This window comes from Nocardiopsis dassonvillei (assembly GCF_964273065.1).
Taxonomy (GTDB): Bacteria; Actinomycetota; Actinomycetes; order Streptosporangiales; family Streptosporangiaceae; genus Nocardiopsis; species Nocardiopsis dassonvillei_B.
The window spans coordinates 1,119,303-1,137,022 of record NZ_OZ186815.1 but is presented as its reverse complement, the minus strand read 5'-3'; the positions used below and the strand labels follow the sequence as shown (position 1 = coordinate 1,137,022).

General features: G+C 73.7%; 15 protein-coding genes. 11 read left to right on the top strand and 4 right to left on the bottom strand.

Annotated elements, in window-relative coordinates:
* Positions 1-472 precede the first annotated feature (472 nt).
* The 4 genes from ACSUPR_RS05200 (at position 473) to ACSUPR_RS05185 (ending at position 6,291) form a co-directional block, all read left to right on the top strand.
* Positions 473-1,528, top strand: a complete 1,056-nt coding sequence (locus ACSUPR_RS05200) for an ABC transporter permease (RefSeq protein ID WP_436889783.1) — start codon at positions 473-475, stop codon at positions 1,526-1,528.
* Between the two features lie 112 nt (positions 1,529-1,640).
* Positions 1,641-3,392, top strand: coding sequence for an ABC transporter substrate-binding protein (locus ACSUPR_RS05195; protein WP_436889782.1), 1,752 nt, complete (start codon positions 1,641-1,643; stop codon positions 3,390-3,392).
* 85 nt (positions 3,393-3,477) lie between these two features.
* The gene (locus ACSUPR_RS05190) at positions 3,478-4,491 is read left to right on the top strand and encodes an ABC transporter permease (RefSeq protein ID WP_436889781.1); all 1,014 of its coding nucleotides are present in this window, start codon (positions 3,478-3,480) and stop codon (positions 4,489-4,491) included.
* 42 nt (positions 4,492-4,533) lie between these two features.
* The gene (locus ACSUPR_RS05185; protein WP_436889780.1) at positions 4,534-6,291 is read left to right on the top strand and encodes an ABC transporter ATP-binding protein; all 1,758 of its coding nucleotides are present in this window, start codon (positions 4,534-4,536) and stop codon (positions 6,289-6,291) included.
* Between the two features lie 267 nt (positions 6,292-6,558).
* Here the strand turns inward: ACSUPR_RS05185 and ACSUPR_RS05180 are convergent, their stop codons facing one another.
* Positions 6,559-7,197: a TetR/AcrR family transcriptional regulator gene (locus ACSUPR_RS05180; protein WP_436889779.1), complete on the bottom strand. Its 639-nt coding sequence runs from the start codon at positions 7,195-7,197 to the stop codon at positions 6,559-6,561.
* Between the two features lie 70 nt (positions 7,198-7,267).
* On the opposite strand from ACSUPR_RS05180, the gene ACSUPR_RS05175 reads away from it, so the two are divergent.
* The gene (locus tag ACSUPR_RS05175) at positions 7,268-8,434 is read left to right on the top strand and encodes an amidohydrolase family protein (RefSeq protein WP_436889778.1); all 1,167 of its coding nucleotides are present in this window, start codon (positions 7,268-7,270) and stop codon (positions 8,432-8,434) included.
* Positions 8,435-8,460: 26 nt separating this feature from the next.
* Entirely contained in the window at positions 8,461-9,207 is a 747-nt protein-coding gene (locus ACSUPR_RS05170; protein WP_436889777.1) for a YqeB family protein, read from the top strand.
* A gap of 59 nt (positions 9,208-9,266) precedes the next feature.
* Here ACSUPR_RS05170 and ACSUPR_RS05165 read toward each other — a convergent pair whose 3' ends face one another.
* Complete coding sequence (locus tag ACSUPR_RS05165) at positions 9,267-11,057, bottom strand: PhoX family protein (protein ID WP_436889776.1); 1,791 nt, start codon at positions 11,055-11,057, stop codon at positions 9,267-9,269.
* A 180-nt stretch (positions 11,058-11,237) separates the two neighbouring features.
* Between ACSUPR_RS05165 and rpmG the strand changes: the two genes are divergently transcribed.
* The 5 genes from rpmG (at position 11,238) to ACSUPR_RS05140 (ending at position 15,432) form a co-directional block, all read left to right on the top strand.
* Positions 11,238-11,402, top strand: a complete 165-nt coding sequence (gene rpmG, locus ACSUPR_RS05160; RefSeq protein WP_436889775.1) for a 50S ribosomal protein L33 — start codon at positions 11,238-11,240, stop codon at positions 11,400-11,402.
* A 58-nt stretch (positions 11,403-11,460) separates the two neighbouring features.
* Positions 11,461-11,706 carry a type B 50S ribosomal protein L31 gene (locus ACSUPR_RS05155; RefSeq protein WP_436889774.1) on the top strand — a complete coding sequence of 82 codons (246 nt, stop codon included), beginning with the start codon at positions 11,461-11,463 and terminating at the stop codon, positions 11,704-11,706.
* Positions 11,707-11,771: 65 nt separating this feature from the next.
* Positions 11,772-11,942 (top strand): 50S ribosomal protein L32, encoded by a 171-nt coding sequence (rpmF, locus tag ACSUPR_RS05150; RefSeq protein ID WP_436889773.1) that lies wholly within the window; start codon positions 11,772-11,774, stop codon positions 11,940-11,942.
* A gap of 132 nt (positions 11,943-12,074) precedes the next feature.
* On the top strand, positions 12,075-14,453 hold the full coding sequence (locus tag ACSUPR_RS05145) for a lysylphosphatidylglycerol synthase domain-containing protein (RefSeq protein ID WP_436889772.1): 2,379 nt from the start codon (positions 12,075-12,077) through the stop codon (positions 14,451-14,453).
* Positions 14,454-14,601: 148 nt separating this feature from the next.
* Positions 14,602-15,432, top strand: a complete 831-nt coding sequence (locus ACSUPR_RS05140; protein WP_436889771.1) for a MetQ/NlpA family ABC transporter substrate-binding protein — start codon at positions 14,602-14,604, stop codon at positions 15,430-15,432.
* A 179-nt stretch (positions 15,433-15,611) separates the two neighbouring features.
* On the opposite strand, the gene ACSUPR_RS05135 is transcribed toward ACSUPR_RS05140, so the two are convergent.
* Both ACSUPR_RS05135 and ACSUPR_RS05130 read right to left on the bottom strand, forming a co-directional pair.
* Positions 15,612-16,316 (bottom strand): response regulator, encoded by a 705-nt coding sequence (locus ACSUPR_RS05135; RefSeq protein WP_436889770.1) that lies wholly within the window; start codon positions 16,314-16,316, stop codon positions 15,612-15,614.
* A complete protein-coding gene (locus ACSUPR_RS05130; protein WP_436889769.1) occupies positions 16,313-17,695 on the bottom strand; it encodes a sensor histidine kinase in 1,383 nt (460 codons plus the stop codon). The genes ACSUPR_RS05135 and ACSUPR_RS05130 overlap by 4 nt, the downstream gene beginning before the upstream one ends.
* Positions 17,696-17,720 lie beyond the last annotated feature (25 nt).

Genomic DNA, 17,720 nt, shown 5'->3' with positions numbered 1-17,720 from the left:
AGCACTTGCCATAGCTTGTCCCGCTCGGTGGTGACCCGGGCGCATTGCGCACGTAAGGTGGGCCCGGCGATATACCGGCGTCTCCCCAGCTCGGGCCAGTCATCCGATGAATGCGAACTATCGTGACATTTGTCGTTATATGTAACTTTTCTAAGCTTTTGTCACGATTTAGCTACATGGCCAGAGATTGGACGATATGCCCCCTGAGGGCGAGTAGGTTTGTCGCTGTGTAACAACCCGGGCGGAACGCCCTGTGGATGTGTCCAAAACCTCGTATGACTCCGGGCACGTCCGCGGGCGGGGCTCGCGGTGGACGGGACACCCCCCGCACCGCAGGCCCGGCGCCCACGCCAGCCAGCGTCGAGAACCGGCCGGCCCCACCGTGAGACCCGTACGGGTCACCCCCACAGGCCTCACGTGTGGGATCCGTCCCCCCTCGGCCAGAAGCGTATGAGTGGAGAGTGGTGGCCTGATGAGCGCGCCCTCGCATGCCCCAGAGTCGGCGGAGCAGCCCGAGGCTGCGGCCGCGGCCGTCAAGGTGCCGGGTGGGCGCGGCGACGCCGACAACCGGTCCCTGCGCCAGATCGCCTGGCAGCGCCTGCGCAAGGACAAGGTCGCGATGGTGTCCGGCGTGATCGTCGTGCTGCTCATCCTGGCCGCGATCTTCGCGCCCCTCCTGGCCAAGTGGTTCGGGCAGCCGCCCACCCAGTTCAACCAGGACCTGATCGAGCCCAACACGGGGCTCCCGTACGCGGACCCGAACAACACCGAGCCCGTCGGCGGCCTGATCCCCGAGGTCGACAACTGGGGCGGCATCAGCGGCGACCACCTGCTGGGCCTGGAGCCCAAGACCGGCCGCGACCTGTTCAGCCGCATCGTCTACGGTGCCCAGATCTCCCTGCTGGTGGCGTTCCTGTCCACCGTCGTGTGCGTCTTCCTGGGCACCCTGCTCGGCATCATCGCCGGCTACAAGGGCGGCTGGGTCGACACCGTCATCAGCCGGGCCATGGACATCTTCCTGGCCTTCCCGCTGATGCTCTTCGCGATCGCCCTGGTCGGCGTCATCCCCAACGGCTTCCTGGGCCTGGAGGGCAACGGCCTGCGCATCGGCGTCATCGTGTTCATCATCGGGTTCTTCAACTGGCCCTACATCGCCCGCATCGTGCGCGGCCAGACCCTCTCGCTGCGCGAGCGCGAGTTCGTCGAGGCGGCCCGGAGCCTGGGCGCGAGCAACCGGCACATCCTGTTCAGGGAGATCCTGCCGAACCTCATCACGCCGATCCTGGTCTACTCCACCCTGCTCATCCCCACGAACATCCTGTTCGAGGCGGCCCTGAGCTTCCTGGGCGTCGGCATCAACCCGCCCACTCCCAGCTGGGGCAAGATGCTCTCCGAGGCGGTGCCGCACTACGGCACGGCCCCCTACTTCATCATCTTCCCCGGCCTGGCCATCTTCATCACCGTGCTCGCGTTCAACCTGTTCGGTGACGGCCTCCGAGACGCTTTCGACCCCAAGACCTCCGACTAGGACCGTGCCCCCGGTGCGCGGCACACCCGCTCGGCCCGCACCACCACAGGGGCGCACGGTACCCAGGACGGTCGACCCATCCCCACATCAGGTTCGCAAGAGAGGCAGTTCCTTGAGGAAACGCACCCTCGGCTTCGTCGCACTCGGCGCGGCGGCGTCCATCTTCCTTAGCGCATGCGGCAGCGGCGACTCCGGAGAGAACGGCGGCAGCGAGGCCGCGGCCGGCTTCGACGCCGGTTCCACCTCCGTCGTGAACGCGTCCGACCAGACCGGCGGCACCCTGCGCTACGCCATCTCGTCGGACTTCGACTCCACGGACCCGGGCGACACGTACTACGGCTTCAGCTGGAACTTCACCCGCTACTACGCCCGTACGCTGCTGGCGTTCACCCCGGCCCCGGCCGAGGCGTCCACCGAGCTGACCACCGACCTCGCCGCCTCCATGCCGGAGCCGAACGAGGACTTCACCGAGTGGACGGTCAAGATCCAGGAGGGCCTCAAGTACGAGGACGGCTCCGAGATCACCGCCCAGGACATCAAGTACGCGATCGCCCGCTCCAACTACAACGGCGGCGAGCTGCCCAACGGCCCGCGCTACTTCGAGTCCAGCCTCGACCAGGAGCCCTTCAACGTCTACGAGTCCTCGGACCCGATGGCGGAGTTCACCGCGGTCGAGACCCCGGACGACTACACGCTGGTCTTCCACCTCAAGGAGAGCTTCTCGGAGTTCCCCTACATCCTGACCCAGCCGCAGACCGCCCCGGTCCCCGAGGAGGCCGACCGCGGCGCGCTGTACCGGGAGAACGTCCTCTCCTCCGGCCCGTACAAGTTCGACGGCAAGTACGAGCCCGGCGTCAAGCTGGACCTGGTCCGCAACGAGCACTGGGACGCCTCGACCGACCCGATCCGCCCGGCCCTGCCGGACGAGGTCACCGTCGAGATCGGCGTCGCCCAGGAGGAGATCGACCAGCGCCTCGTCAACGGCGAGCTGGACGTCGACCTCTCCGGCACCGGTGTCGGCCCGACCATGAAGAGCCAGTTCCTCCAGGACCTGGAGACGTACGAGGCCAACCTGGACAACCCGCTGTCCGGTGCCCTGCGCTACGTCAACATCCACACCCCGATCCTCGACACGGCCTGCCGCCAGGCGATCGCCTACGCGGCCGACCGCGACAGCCTGCACCGCGCCTGGGGCGGCGACACCGGTGGCGACCTGGCCACCAACCTGCTCCCGCCGACCATCCCCGGCTCCGACCCCGAGTCCAACCTGTACCCCTCCGAGGGCAACAAGGGCGACATCGAGGCCGCGCAGGAGAAGCTCGAGGAGTGCGGCGAGCCCGACGGCTTCAAGACCAACATCGCCGTCCGCGAGGGCCGTCCCAACGACCTGGCCACCGCCGAGTCGCTGCAGGAGTCGCTCAAGCGCGTCAACATCGAGCTGGAGATCAAGACGTTCCCGGCCGAGGACTTCTTCGGTCAGTACGCCGGTTCCCAGGACTACGTCCGCGAGAACAACATCGGCCTGAGCGTCTCCGGCTGGATCCCGGACTGGGCCAGCGGCTACGGCTTCGGCTACAAGATCACCTCGGGCGACGCCATCCAGGCGACCGGTAACTACAACACCTCCGAGCTGGACGACCAGGAGGTCAACGCCCTCTGGGAGCAGGCCCTCACCACCGAGGACCCGGAGGAGCGCGCCGACATCTACGGCCAGATCGACACGCTGGTGATGGAGCAGGCCGCCATCCTGCCCGTCGTGTTCGACCGCGCGATGTTCTACCGCTCGGACGAGCTGACCAACGTCTACTACACGTCGTCCTACGCCATGTACGACTTCATGGCGCTCGGCGTGAACCGGGGCTAGTACCCCTACCGGCCTGAACTAGTACGAGAAGGCAGGTGAACGCGGCGGGGGTCCACGGCCCCGTGGACCCCCGCCGCCGACCGCGATGCTGAACTATATTCTTCGCCGCCTCGGTGCGGGACTGCTGCTGCTCGCCGTCGTCACGGCGGTGACCTTCTGGATCTTCTACGTCCTGCCCAAGTGGGCGGGCGTGACCCCGCGCGGGATGGCCGCGATGTACGTGGGCAAGGCCCCGACCCCCGAGGCGCTCGACGCCACGGTGGAGCGGCTGGGCCTGGACAAGCCCGTCATCGTGCAGTTCTTCGACTTCATCCGGTCCCTGGTCTTCGGCGACCAGTTCCAGTTCGGCCGGGAGACGGTGGAGTGCGCGGCCCCCTGCCTGGGCTACTCCTTCACCACCAACAGCCCCGTGCTGGAGCAGCTGCTCGCCCGCCTGCCGATCACCGTGTCCCTGGCCCTGGGCGCGGCCGTGATCTGGCTCATCGGCGGCGTGGCCGTCGGCGTGCTGTCCGCGGTCAGGAAGGGCAGCATCTTCGACCGCCTGGCCATGGGCACCGCCCTGGTGGGCGTGTCCCTGCCGATCTACTTCACCGGCCTGCTGGCCCTGGCGTTCGTCGTCCACGAGTGGAAGATCCTGCCGGTCCCGCGCTACACGCCGCTGACCGAGAACCCGGGCGCCTGGTTCATGGCGATGCTGCTGCCCTGGATCACCCTGGCGTTCCTGCACGCCGCCCAGTACGCGCGCCAGACCCGCGCGGGCATGCTGGAGGTGCTGAGCGAGGACTACATCCGCACCGCCCGGGCCAAGGGCCTGAGCGAGCGCAAGGTGATCTTCAAGCACGCCCTGCGCCCCGCCCTGACGCCCATCCTGACGATCTTCGGCCTGGACCTCGGCCTGGTCCTGGGCGGCGCCATCCTCACCGAGAAGGTGTTCTCCCTCAAGGGCATCGGTGCCTACGCCATCGACGCGATCATCGGCAAGGACCTGCCGGTCGTGCTCGGCGTGACGCTTCTGGGCGCCGTCTTCATCGTCGTCTGCAACCTGGTCGTCGACCTGCTGTACCCGCTCGTCGACCCGCGGGTGCGGATCGCGGGCTGACCCCCGCGCCGGTACCGATCAGCTCTAGTGAAGGAATGTGACATGGCCTCGACCGAGCCCGTCGTCCGGGTGGACGACCTGCGGGTGACGTTCCCGACCATGGACGGCGACGTCCGGGCGGTGGACGGACTGTCCTTCGAGGTGCCCGCCGGGGGTGCCCTCGGCATCGTGGGCGAGTCGGGCTCGGGCAAGAGCGTGACCTCGCTGGCCCTGATGGGTCTGCACCGCGGCAGCCGGGCGAAGATCACCGGTGCCATCGAGGTGGCCGGCAAGAACGTGGTGACGGCCACGGACAGGCGGCTGCGGGCGATGCGCGGCAACGACATCGCGATGGTCTTCCAGGACCCGATGCAGTCGCTGCACCCCCAGTACACCATCGGCAACCAGCTCGTCGAGGCCTACCGGGTCCACCACCCCAAGGCCTCCAAGGCCGTCGCCCTCAAGCGTGCGGTGGAGGCGTTGGAGCGGGTGGGGATTCCGCAGCCGGAGAAGCGGGTCAACTCCTATCCGCACGAGTTCTCGGGTGGTATGCGCCAGCGTGTGGTGATCGCGATGGGGTTGATGTGCGATCCGAAGGTGCTGTTGGCGGACGAGCCGACGACGGCGCTGGACGTGACGGTGCAGGCGCGGATCCTGGATCTTTTGGATGAGTTGCGCCGGGATCTGGGGATGGCGTTGATCCTGGTCTCGCACGATCTGGCCGTGGTGGCGGGGTCGGTGGACGAGGTGGTGGTGATGCGCCACGGTGTGGCGGTGGAGCGGGGTGATGTGCGCACGGTGCTGTCGGCGCCCGAGCACCCGTACACGCGTGCGCTGCTGGCGGCGGTGCCGCGGGTGGAGGTCTCGCGGGCCCAGCGCCGCGCCCAGGACCGCGCGGACCGCCTGGAGAAGGAGAAGCGCGAGGGCACCGTCACCGACCCCGCCAAGTTCGAGGCGTTCACGCCCGTCTCCGGCGGCGGCGAGCCGCTGCTCACGGTGGACGACGTCGCCCAGCGCTTCAAGGTGCGCGGCGGGGCGTGGGGCCGTTCCACCGACTTCTGGGCCGTCAACGGTGTCTCCTTCGACCTCTACAAGGGGGAGACGCTGGGCATCGTGGGCGAGTCGGGCTCGGGCAAGAGCACGCTGTCGCGGATGGTCATGCGCCTGCTGGAGCCCACCCGGGGCCGGGTGGTCTTCGAGGGCCAGGACATCACGCACATGTCCGAGCGCGCGCTGCGTCCGTTGCGGCGTGATGTGCAGATGGTGTTCCAGAACCCGTACTCGTCGCTGAACCCGCGGGTGACCGTGGGCGATGCGATCGGTACCGCGCTGCGGGTGCAGGGCGAGCGCGACACCGGGAAGATCAAGCGCGAGGTGCAGGCGCTGCTGGAGCGGGTCGGGCTGCAGCCCAATCACTACAACCGTTTCCCGCACGCGTTCTCCGGTGGTCAGCGCCAGCGGATCGCGATCGCCCGGGCGCTGATCCTCAAGCCCAAGCTGATCATCTGCGACGAGCCGGTGTCGGCGCTGGACGTGTCCACGCAGGACCAGGTGCTGCGTCTGCTGTCGGAGCTGCAGGACGACTTCGGGTTGACCTACATCTTCGTCGCCCACGACCTGGCGGTCGTGCGCCAGGTGAGCGACCGGGTCGCGGTCATGCGCAAGGGCGAGGTGGTCGAGCTGGGCGACAGCGACTCCATCTACGAGAACCCGCAGAGCGACTACACCCGCCAGCTGCTGGCGGCCGCTCCGCTGCTCGACCCGGACGAGGCCCGCAGCCAGCGCGCCGAGCGCGAGGCGCTGCGCGCCCGGGCCGTCTAGGACCCGTCCGGCGGATGCCTTCGTGTGGCTCGGCGCCTGCGCCGAGTGCCGCGACCCGGAACGCTCCGCCGAACACGCCCCGGCACCGCCGGTTCACGAGGGGGCCGGTCCGCGATCCGCGGGCCGGCCCCCTCGGCGTTCACCCGGTCCGCCCGGCGGAACACCGGTCGGGCGGACCGGCTCCTCCGGCGGGGGAGGCAGGGCGCGGGGCCTGCGGCGAACGGGGGCGGAGCCCGCTCCGTGCGCCCCCCCGGGCGGGTGTCCGGCTCAGGGAGCGCCCGCGGGCGGGCGCCCGGTGGCCGCGGCGCAGAAGAGGTCGGCCAGCTCGCGGCCGTAGGAGGCGGCGGAGGTGCCGGGGCGCCCGCGCAGGATGCCCGGCGCCGCGCTCATCGCGGCGAACACGGCGTCGGTGAAGACCTCGGTGTCGAAGGGCCGGAACTCCCCGTGCCGCTGCCCCTCGGCCAGGAAGCCCGTGAACTCGGCCCGGCCGGCGCGCTCGCCCTCGGCGATGGAGGAGCGCAGACTCTCCGGCAGGGTGGCGGCGGACATGATCTCCCGCCGGGCCGCCATCTCCTCGGGGTTGCGGGCGCAGTGGTCCACGTGCCCGGTGACGATCCGGCGCAGGCCGTCCTCGAACCCCTCCAGCGGCTCCTCCCCGCCCTCCATGGCCTTGTCGAGCCGGGCGTCGATGTCGGCCAGGACGCGCCGGATCAGCCTCTCCTTGGTCCTGAAGTGGTAGGTGATGAGGCCCGGGCTGATCGAGGCCCGCTGCGCGATGCGCACGAACGACGCCCTGGCGTACCCCTCCTCCGCGATGGCCGCGATGGCGGCGCGCACGATCTGGTCGCGCCGGGCGGCCTCCACGAACGTCTCCCCGGACTCCTCCGGGCCGGTTCCTGGTTGCATGTACAGGATCCTATATGCTCAACTAGGAGAGAGTCCACCGCAGGGGGGAGGAGCCTTGGAACCCGGGACCGTGGCACTGACACAGGTCACCGCGCTGGCCGGTGCCGACCTCGAGCCGGTCGACGGCACGGTGGTCATCGAGGGCGGCCGGATCGCCGCCGCCGGCGCGGTCCCCGTCCCGGCCGGGGCCCGGGAGGTGCCGCTGCCCGGGTGCACCGTGCTGCCCGGCCTGGTGGACACCCACGTCCACCTGGGCGCCCCCGACGGCCGCGGCCCGCTGGCCCCGGTCCGGGCGCTCGTCGGCCACCTGCGCTTCCAGCCGGGCAGGCGGCGGGCCTTCCTCGCCCACGGCGTCACCACCGTGTGCAGCCTGGGGGACGAGAACACCTGGGTCCACGACCTTCGCCGCCGCACCGCGGAGGGCGCCCTGCGCGGCCCGCGCGTGCGCATCGCCGGACCGCTCTTCACCGCGCCGGGCGGCCACCCGGTCGCCACCGTCGGCGCCTCCCCGGACGAGGACTGGGTCCGCGTCCCGCGCAGTCCCGACCAGGCCCGCGAACAGGTCCTCGCGCTGGCCGGGGGAGAGGACCCGGTCGACGCGGTCAAGGTCGTCCAGGACCGGGGCGACCCCGCCCGGCGCCCCCTCGAACCGATCGCCCCGCCGGTGCTGACCGCCATCGCGGACGAGGCCCACCGGCACGGCGTCCCCGTGGTCGCCCACTGGGGGACCCTGACGGACCTGGCCGAACTCCTGGAGGCCGGGGTGGACCACCTCCAGCACCTGGAACCGCGGGGACCGCTGGCGGGCTGGCCCTCCGGCCTGCTGGAGGCCGCGGTGGCGCGCGGGGTCACCCTCGCCCCCACCCTGGCCGTCACCGAGGCCCTGCTGGACGCCGACACCGCCAGGACCCTGCGCCGCCGGGTCCTGGAGTTCCACGAGGCGGGCGGCACCGTGCTGGCGGGCAGCGACAGCGGCATGCCCGCCGTGCGCCCGGGCGCGGGCCTGGTCCGCGAGATCGGGCTGCTGGCCGCCTGCGGACTGGGCCCGCGTGAGGCCCTGGCGGCCGCCACCACCGGACCCGCGCGCACCCTGGGCGCCGGGGCGGCGCTCGTCCCCGGCGCCCCCGCGGACCTGTTGGCCGTGCGCGGCGACCCGGGCACCGAACCCGACTCCCTGCACCAGGTCGCCCTGGTCCTGAGGGACGGCCGCCCGGTCGTCCGCCCGGGACGCCGATGACTTCGAGATCCCCGAGGAGAGCCACCGTGAACACCCCCGAAAGAGGAACCGTGACCGCCCAGCCGCCGCCCGCCGCCACCGTCGTCCGCCCCGGCGCGGGCCACCACCTGTTCCTGTGGGGGGTCCTCCCGCCGCTCGGAGCGGCCGCGGGCTGGCTGCTGTCCATGGTCCCCGGGTGGCTGCTCGCCCTGCCCGACTGGGTGCTGCTCCTGCCGTTCGTGCCCGGACGGGACAGGCTGGAGATCCTGGACGGGCTCAGCGGGCCGGTCCTCACCGCCGTACTGGTGGCGGTCGGTGTGCTGGGCGGCGGGTTCCTCGCGCTCACCGCCTACGACGAGATGATCGCCGTCGAGGTGGGTGAGGACGCCGTGCGCGTCACCGCGGGCGGGAAGACCGTCGAGGTGCCGCGCGGGCGCTTCGGCACGGCCTTCCTCGACGGCGGGGAGCTGGTCGTCCTGGACACCGACACCGCCGAGGCGGTGCGCACGGCCACCGACCACGACGCGGGGCGGCTGCGCGCCGCCTTCGGGGCGCACGGCTACGCCTGGTCCGAGGGCGACCCGCACGCCGACGCCTTCCGGCGCTGGCTGGACGGCACCCCCGACCTGGACGCGCACACGCAGGCCCTGCTGCGCACCCGCCAGGAGGCCCTGGAGAAGAAGGACGCCGCGGACGCCGCCGAGCTGCGGACCGAACTGGCCGGGCGGGGCCTGGTCGTGCGCGACCGGGAGCACCGCCAGTACTGGCGGCCCCTGCCCGGCCGCGGGGCCTGACACCGGCCGCCGGGGACGGTGCCGGCCCCGCGGCCGCCCCGGCGCGGGACCCGGTCCGGTCAGGTGCCGACGATCCCGCCGTCGTCCTTGCGCACCGCCACCACCGCGCAGCGGGGACGGCCCCGGGGATCGGACCCGGGCCAGTTGCCGACCGCCCGCGGGTTCTCCGCAGTGGGCTCGCCCCAGCGGGCGTCGGCGGATCCCGGGCCGTGCACCGCCACGAACAGCGTGCGCTGGTCGGGCGTGGCGCCCACCCCGGTGATCCCGCACCCGCGCGGCCCGGTCAGGAAGCGACGCACCCCGCCTGTCCGCGGGTCGGCGCACAGCAGGGAGCTGTTGCCCAGCCGCTCGCGGCCGGCCTCCCGGCCCAGGCCGGCCACGTCGGTGGTGATCCACAACCGCCCGTCCGCCCCGGAGAACACCCCGCCCGGCGAGGCGAACACCGCGCCCTGCCCCGCGTCCGCCCGGGTGAACTCCCGCCAGGCCAGGAGGGTGGCGGCGTGGTCGCGCGCCCCCTCGGTCCAGACCAGCAGCCGCCCGCCGCCGCTGCCGTCGGCCTCGGGCAGGTACACCTCCCCGGTGTCGGGGTGGACCGCCGGACCCCCCGGCCCCCTGAACGCGGTCGCCCCCACCGCGGCGGCCGCACGGCGGGCCTCCAGCAGCACGGCCGCCTGGTCGGCGAACCCGTCCCGGGCGGTGAGCCCGGCGCGGCCGTGCGCCAGCGGCAGCCACGTTCCCCGGCCGCCGCCGTCCAGCCGCAGCGCGTACAGCGCGCCCTCGTCCAGCGGGCTCGTCCGCGGGCCGCGCACCTCCTCCCAGGGGCGTGCGGCGACGAACTTGTACACGTGTGCGGTGTCGGTCATGTACACCACCGGGCGCCCCCGCGACCGGGCCAGGGCCAGCCCGGTGTGCCCGAGCCGCCCCAGCGCGGTGCGCTTGACCGGCGGGGCCTGCGGGTCGAACGGGTCGATCTCCACCACCCAGCCGAACCGGTCCGCCTCCTTGGGCGTGCGGGCCAGGTCGAACCGGTCCAGGTGGCGGTGCCAGCCGCGGGCGGAGTCCGCGGTCAGCCCGTAGGCGTCGTGGGCGGGCCGCGGGCGCCAGGAGCGCTCCCGGGTCCCGAAGGCGTCGGCGAAGGAGTCCTCGCCGGTCAGGTAGGTGTGCCAGGGGGTGGCCGCGTGGGCGGACCCGCCGGTGGTGCCCAGCGGGTCGGCCCCGGTGTCCAGGGCGGGGTGCCCGGCCAGCGGCCCGGAGAACACCACGGGGGTGTCGGCGGTGATCCTGCGGTTGAGCTCGTCGCGCGCCATCCGCCAGCGCCCGTCGAACAGCTCGACCCGCACCACGGTCGCCCCCAGGGAGGCGATCTCCTTGGCGGCGCGCTCCGCGGTGTCGGCGCGGCCGCCGTCGGCGTGCAGCAGCACCGGGTCCAGGTCCGCGTGCCCGAGTACCAGCAGGCCGTTGCGGGTGCCCGTGCGCGAGGGGCCCAGCGGCAGGTAGCGCAGGCCGCCGTGCCCGGTGCCGACCTGGCGCCGGGCCTGCTCGGCGGTGTTCGCGGCGTCGGGCCGCCAGGCGGGCCCGCCCGGGGAGATCGGCGCGCCCCAGGGCAGTAGGACGCGGGCGGTGTACCCGGGCGGGACGGTGACCCGGTCGGTGCGCGTCACGGGGACCTCGGTGAACCCCGGGGTGCCGTCGAGGGAGCCGTCGTCGGGGGAGGCCAGGGCGGCGCCGGGCGGCAGGCCCGCCAGGACGGCGGCCAGGGTCCCCGCACCCGCGGAGCACAGCAGTCGGCGCCGGGTCACGGCGGGCGGACGGGCACCCGGAGGCGGCTCGGGCCGGATGCGGTCGGTCATGGTCCCCTCCGGGGTGTGTCGCGGGGGCGACGAATCTCTCTAATGGTGATCAGATAAACACACAGAGTGAGCAATTGCCCGCAGGCGCGGTCCGCGTCGCGAGCAGGAAATAAAAACGGTTATCATTCTCTTCTTGCTGTCGTAGAGCGGCACGGCAGTCCACCGGCGAAGGAGAGACCCATGGCGCGCAACGAAGTCCGCCCCATCATCAAGCTCAGGTCCACGGCCGGGACCGGCTACACCTACGTGACGCGCAAGAACCGGCGCAACGACCCCGACCGCCTCACCCTGCGCAAGTACGACCCGGTGGTCCGCCGCCACGTCGACTTCAGGGAAGAGCGCTGACACCGCGCCGCACCCCGGCCGCCACCGCACACCCCGAACCCGGAAAGGGCACACGGACATGAAGCAGGGCATCCACCCCGACTACCGCCCGGTCGTCTTCCGCGACCGCGCCGGCGACTTCGCCATCCTCACCCGGTCCACCCGGACCAGCGACAAGACCGTCGAGTGGGAGGACGGCAACACCTACCCGGTGATCGACGTCGAGATCTCCAGCGCGAGCCACCCGTTCTACACCGGCAACGCCCGCGTCGTGGACACGGCCGGCCGCGTCGAGCGCTTCAAGCGCCGCTACAGCAAGCAGTAAGAGCACGAACGACGGTGACGGCGGGGCCGCAGGCCCCGCCGCCGACCCGCTGAGGACAGGACACGATGGCCGTACCCAAGCGCAGGATGTCGCGCGCCAACACCCGCAAGCGCCGCTCGCAGTGGCGGGCCCAGGCCCCCGACCTGGTGCCCCTGACGCTGGCAGGACGCGAGTACCTCGTGCCGCGCAACCTGGTCCCGGCCTACCGCCGCGGACTGCTGCCCCCGCCGGCCTGACGCCGCACCGACCACGGGGACGCCGGCCGGCGTCCCCGTTCCCGTGTCCGGGGACCGGCAGGCGCGGCCGGACCCCGCGAAACGCCCCCGCTCCGGTGCCCGGCCACTCCCGCGGTCGGGCAGGCTGGTGGGGTGACGAGAACCGCTACCGGGACCCCGTCCCCCGGCCCCGCCGCCGTGCGCGCCCCGCGCAGACCCGTCGACCTCTTCGTGGGGATCGGCGGGCTGTGCCTGATCGCGCTCCTCCTGTTCGCCGCCCGCGCGTCCACGGAGGGCCAGGTCGGCCTCGGCGCCCTGCGCACCCTGCTGCCCGCCGGACCGCTCTTCCTCGCCGCGCTGGGCGCCAACCTCGCCCTCGTCCTCCTGGTCTGCTCCTCCGCCCTGATCACCCTCTTCACCGGGGCCCTGCGCGACCTGCTCCGGTCGGGCGCCGCCGCCGTCACCGCCTACGCCCTCACGTCCCTGGTCAACGTGGTCCTGTACGCCCTCATCGGCCCCGGACGGGTCCCCGTCGCCCTGCCCGGCGCCCCCGGCGACCTGTTCACCGGCGCCACCCTCGGCTACGTCGCCGCCGCCCTGGCCTACCTCCTGGCCATGCCCGGCGGGCAGCCCCGCGTGCGCTCCCTGCTGGGTGCCGCCACCGCCACCGCCGCCGCCTGCGCCCTGCTGGCCGGGGTCACCAGCCTGCCCGCCCTGCTGCTCACCGTCATCGTCGGCGTGACCTGCGCCGGACTGCTCGGCTACGCCGTCGGCACGGGCACGCCGCCCCCCGCCGACGAACTGCTGCGCACCGAACTGAGCCGGTTCGGCCTGGAGCCCGCCGCCGTCGTCCCGGCCGGGACCGACCCCGAGGGGGACCCGCGCCACCTGGTCGAACTGGCCGACGGCGGGCGGGCCGAGGCCGTCGTGCTCGGCTCCGAGAACACCGCCGGGTTCTGGCGGCGGCTGCGCGACCTGCTCCTGCTGCGCGGGCCCTTCGCCCCCCGCATGCTCTACGGGGTGCGCCGCCGCGCCGAGCACACCGCCCTCATGGCCCACTCCGTGCGCGACGCCGGGGTGGCCACCCCCCGGGTGCTCGCCGTCGGCGAGCCCCGCCCCGGCACCGTCCTGCTGGTGCGCGAGCTCCCCGAGGTCCGTCCCCTGGACGACCTGTCCGAGGAGGAGTTCACCGACGACCTGCTCGACCGGTGCTGGCGGGCCCTGGGGCTCCTGCACCGGCGCCGCGTCGCCCACGGCCACCTGCACGGGGCCACCGTCGGCACGGACCTGGACACCGGGGAGATCGTCCTCACCGGTGTGGGCCGGGGCTCGGTGGCCGCGCCGCCCCTGACCGTGTCCCTCGACGCCGCCGCCATGCTCGCCCTGCTGGCCACCCGGGTCGGCGCCGAGCGCTCCGTCGCCTCGGCCGTGCGCGTCCTCGGGGTGCCCGCCGCCGCCGCGATCCTGCCGTTCCTGCAGCCGCCCGGCCTGCCCTACCCGCTGCGCCGCGCCCTGCGGGACCGCAAGGGGCTGATCGGGCGGCTGCGCGCGGCGGTGGTCGAGGTCGCCCCCGAGGCCCCCGCCGAGCCGGCTCGGGTGGAGCGGATGCGGCCGCGCACCGTGGTCAGCGTCATCGTCGCCACCGCCGTCGGCCTGGTGCTGCTCTACCAGCTCACCGGCGTGGACCTGAGCGCCGTCGGCCGGGCCGACCCCGGGTGGGCGCTGGCCGCGTTCGCGATGGCCACGGTCTGCATGGTCGCCGCGGCCATGGTGCTCATCGGGTTCGTCCCGGTCCGGCTGCCCTGGTGGCGCAGCGTCCTGGTGCAGTACGCGGCGTCGTTCGTGCGCATCGCCGCCCCCGCCGGTCTGGGGTCGATCGCCGTCAACACCCGGTTCGCGATCAGGGCCGGGGCGTCCGCCCCGCTGGCGCTGTCCGGGGTCGGGCTCGGCCAGCTGGTCGGGCTGATGGTGCACGTACCGCTGCTGCTGGTGTGCGCCTACCTGACCGGGACCTCCTACTGGACCGGGTTCACGCCCTCGCCGACGGTCGTGACCATCGCGATCGCCGTCACCCTGGTCGTCGCGGCGGTGCTGCTGTCGCCGCGGCTGCGCCGGGTGATCGCCGACCGGACCCGCCCCTACCTGCGCGGGGTGCTGCCCCGGCTGCTGGACACCCTCCAGCGGCCCGCCTCCCTGGCGATGGGGCTGGGCGGGACCGTGCTGCTGACGGTGGCGTTCGTGCTGTGCCTGTACTTCTCGGTGCTGGCGTTCGCCCCGGACGCCGCCGGGGTGAGCCTGGTCGCGGTGGCCGTGGTGTTCCTGGCCGGGAACGCCATCGGCTCGGCCGCGCCGACCCCGGGCGGGCTCGGCGCGGTGGAGGCCGCGCTCATCGGCGGGCTCACCACGGTGGCGGGGGTCCCGGCGGCGGTGGCACTGCCTGCGGTGCTGCTGTTCCGGGTGCTGACGTTCTGGTTCCCGGTGCTGCCGGGCTGGGGGGCGTTCTCCTACCTCCAGCGCCGGGAGGCCGTCTGAGCGGTCGGCAACCTGGAGAACGCCGAAAAAGTCATGTTTCATGCGGTTTGTCACAGATGTCCATACGTGGTCGCGGCAGCAGTTAATCCTGATTTAAGGTCGATTAACTAGGAAATACCCGCCCCGCACCGTGCAAAGGACTCCGACAATGCGCCGCCTCACCCTCGCCGCCCCCGCCGCCGTCGTCCTGGCGGTGGCCGCCTGCGGTGCACCCTCCGAGAACGCGGCCGCCCCCGCGGAGGGCACCGAGGTCCTCACCGTCGGCGCCACCGCGGTCCCCGCGGGTGACATCCTCGGGTTCGTCGACACCGAGCTCGCCGCGGACGCCGGGCTCGACCTGGAGATCGTCGAGTACTCCGACTACATCGCGCCCAACGCCGCCCTGGCCGAGGGGCGGCTGGATGTCAACCTGTACCAGCACGAGCCGTTCCTGCTGGAGTACAACGAGGGCAACGGCACCGACCTGGTCGCCGTCGAGCAGGTCTACCTGCCGCCGCTGGGGCTGTACTCCCGCACCGTCGACGCGGTCGACGACCTGCCCGAGGGCGCCGAGGTCGCACTGCCCAACGACCCCACCAACGGGTTCCGCGCCCTGCTCCTGCTCCAGGAGGGGGGCCTCATCACCCTGTCCGAGGACGCCGACGCCGCGACCTTCTCGCTGGACGACGTCGAGGACAACCCCAAGGACCTGGTGTTCCGCGAGGTCGAGGCGGCCCAGCTGCCGCGCTCGCTGGACGATGTGGACGCCGCCATCGTCAACAACAACTACGCCCAGGAGGCGGGGCTGGACTTCCGGGAGGACTCCATCCTGCTGGAGGGCTTCGAGGACAACCCGTACGTGAACATCCTGGCCGCCCGCGCCGACAACGCCGACGACCCGCGCATCGCCGCCCTGGTGGAACTGCTCACCTCGGCCGAGACCGCGGCGTTCATCGAGGAGGAGTTCGGCGGCAGCGTCGTCCCCGCGACCCGGGGCTGACCCGCGCCGTGCCCGTGCACGGCCACGCCGCCGCCCAGGACGGCCGCGGCTTCGTCAGCCGCCACCGCTCCCGGAGTCCGGGCCGGGGCCGGCAGGGCGGGACCCGGCCCGGCCGCGCGGTGGTACCCGTCGGGGCCGGGCGGCCCTCCCGGTCCACGGCCGCGATCGCGGCGGCGATGTCACCCGTGCCGCCATGACGGCGGACCGTCCCCGTCCCCGTGGCCGCGGCCGTGGACGGGCCCGCTCTCCGTCAGCCCGGCGTCGTGGGCGATGATCGCCGCCTGCACCCGGTTGCGCACCCCCAGGCGGGCCAGGACCGCGCTGACGTGCGTCTTGACCGTGTCCTCGGCCAGGTGCAGGGTGCGGGCGATCTCGGCGTTGGACGCTCCCGAGCCCACCAGCGCCAGCACCTGGCGCTCCCGCGGGCTGAGGGCGTCGAGCCGGGCACCGGAGTCCGCGCCCCGGCGCCGCCGGAAGCCCTCGACGACCCGGCCGGTCACCCTGGGCGACAGCACGGCGCCGCCCGCCGCCACCGCCCGCACCCCGGCCAGCAGCTCGCGAGGGGGAGAGGCCTTGAGCAGGAACCCGTTCGCCCCGCCGTCCAGCGCCCGGGCCACGTACTCGTCCCGTCCGAAGGTCGTGAGCATCGCGACCGCCGTGGCCGGGGAGGCCGCCCGGACCGCCTCGATCGCGGCGAACCCGTCCACCCCCGGCATCTGGATGTCCAGCAGAGCCACGTCCGGCCGCTCCCGCGCCGCCAGGTCGGCCGCCTCCCGGCCGTCGGCGGCCTCGCCCACCACGGCGATCCCCGGATCGGAGCCCAGGATCGCCGCGATGCCCGCCCTGATCAGCGATTCGTCGTCGGCCAGCAGGACCCGGATCACCGTGTCCCCTCCCCGTTGAGCGGTACCTCGTCCTTGGCGGTGAGCCGGTCCTGCGCGAAGCACAGCCGGTACGCGTGCCCCGGCGCCCCGGGCCACCCCGTACCGGAGCGGTAGTGGACGCACTCCCGGCCGGCGGGCGCCGCCGGCGGGTCGAGCATGGTCCGCGCCGGCAGCAGCGGCTCCACCGCGGAGCGCGGCGCGCCGACCTCCAGCCCCGCGTAGACCGGCGGGGGCAGCACCGAGCGCGCCGAGGCGGACGCGTAGTACCCGGCCCAGGCCAGGACCACGGTCAGCAGCAGCGCCGCGGGGACGGCCGCGGCCCGCACCGCCGCCCGCCGGGCGCGGCGGGCGGCGGCGCGCCTGCGGTCCGGCTCGGAGGCCGCCCCGGCCGCGGGGGCCCGGGCGGGCAGCCGGACCAGTACCCGGAACCCGCCGTCGCCGTCGGGCCCCGACTCGAACACGCCGTCCGCCGCCGACACCCGGGTGCGCAGCGAGGACAGCCCCCGCCCTCCCGACACCGGCGCCGTACCGCCCCGGCCGGGGCCGCTGCGCACCGCGACGGTGTACCCGCCGTCCGCAGACCGGGCGGTGTCCACGGCCACGGCAGCTCCGGGCGCGTGCCTGACCGCGTTGGTCAGGGCCTCGCGCACCACCGCGTACGCCAGGGCGCGCACCGGGGGAGCCATTCCCTCCCACACCTCCCCACCCGTCGCGGACACCTCCACCGACGCGCCGCGGGCCCGGGCCAGCAGTTCCTCCAGAGCGCCGGAGTCCTCGTCGGGCCGGTCGAGCAGGCCGATGATCTCCTGCAACCGCTCGACCGCCGCGATGGCCCCGGCACCCAGCTCGGCGGCACCGCGCCGGTAGTCCTGCGGGGACAGCCCCTCGGCCACCTCCAGCGCCCCGGCGCGCACCGCCAGCAGACTGAGGTCGTGCCCCAGGGAGTCGTGCATGTTCGCCGCGATCCGCTCCCGGGTGCGGGCCCGCTCCCGGGCGGCCACCAGGGCGCGTTCGCGTTCGAGCAGCTCGGCGCGGCGCCAGCCCAGGTCGGTGACCTCCGAGCGGTACCGCAGCGCACGCCCCACCAGCCACGGCAGCACAGCGCACAGCACCGCGAACACGGCCTGCACGGCCGCGGGCGTCGGTTCGCCCCAACGCGCGAGCGCCACCGCCGGCAGGGCCGCCGCGCACACCCCCGCGAGCAGCGCCCCGGGCCGTCCGTACGGGCCCCACCGGCCCACCGCCGCGGCGGCCGCCGCCACCGCGAGCGCGGGCCAGGGCAGGGCGGACGGGTCCGCCACCGGGGAGGCGCACGCGGCCGCGGCCGCCGCGGCCAGCAGTCCCGCCCGAACCGCGTCGGGCCCTCTTCGTCTGCGCACCGACCCAGGCTACGCGCGGCCCGCG

Coding starts and splice junctions, on each gene's coding strand:
- ACSUPR_RS05165 (WP_436889776.1), bottom strand. CDS start 11,057: ATGACCGACCGCATCCGGCCCGAGCCGCCTCCGGGTGCCCGTCCGCCC.
- ACSUPR_RS05200 (WP_436889783.1), top strand. CDS start 473: ATGAGCGCGCCCTCGCATGCCCCAGAGTCGGCGGAGCAGCCCGAGGCT.
- ACSUPR_RS05180 (WP_436889779.1), bottom strand. CDS start 7,197: ATGCAACCAGGAACCGGCCCGGAGGAGTCCGGGGAGACGTTCGTGGAG.
- rpmF (WP_436889773.1), top strand. CDS start 11,772: ATGGCCGTACCCAAGCGCAGGATGTCGCGCGCCAACACCCGCAAGCGC.
- rpmG (WP_436889775.1), top strand. CDS start 11,238: ATGGCGCGCAACGAAGTCCGCCCCATCATCAAGCTCAGGTCCACGGCC.
- ACSUPR_RS05190 (WP_436889781.1), top strand. CDS start 3,478: ATGCTGAACTATATTCTTCGCCGCCTCGGTGCGGGACTGCTGCTGCTC.
- ACSUPR_RS05185 (WP_436889780.1), top strand. CDS start 4,534: ATGGCCTCGACCGAGCCCGTCGTCCGGGTGGACGACCTGCGGGTGACG.
- ACSUPR_RS05140 (WP_436889771.1), top strand. CDS start 14,602: ATGCGCCGCCTCACCCTCGCCGCCCCCGCCGCCGTCGTCCTGGCGGTG.
- ACSUPR_RS05155 (WP_436889774.1), top strand. CDS start 11,461: ATGAAGCAGGGCATCCACCCCGACTACCGCCCGGTCGTCTTCCGCGAC.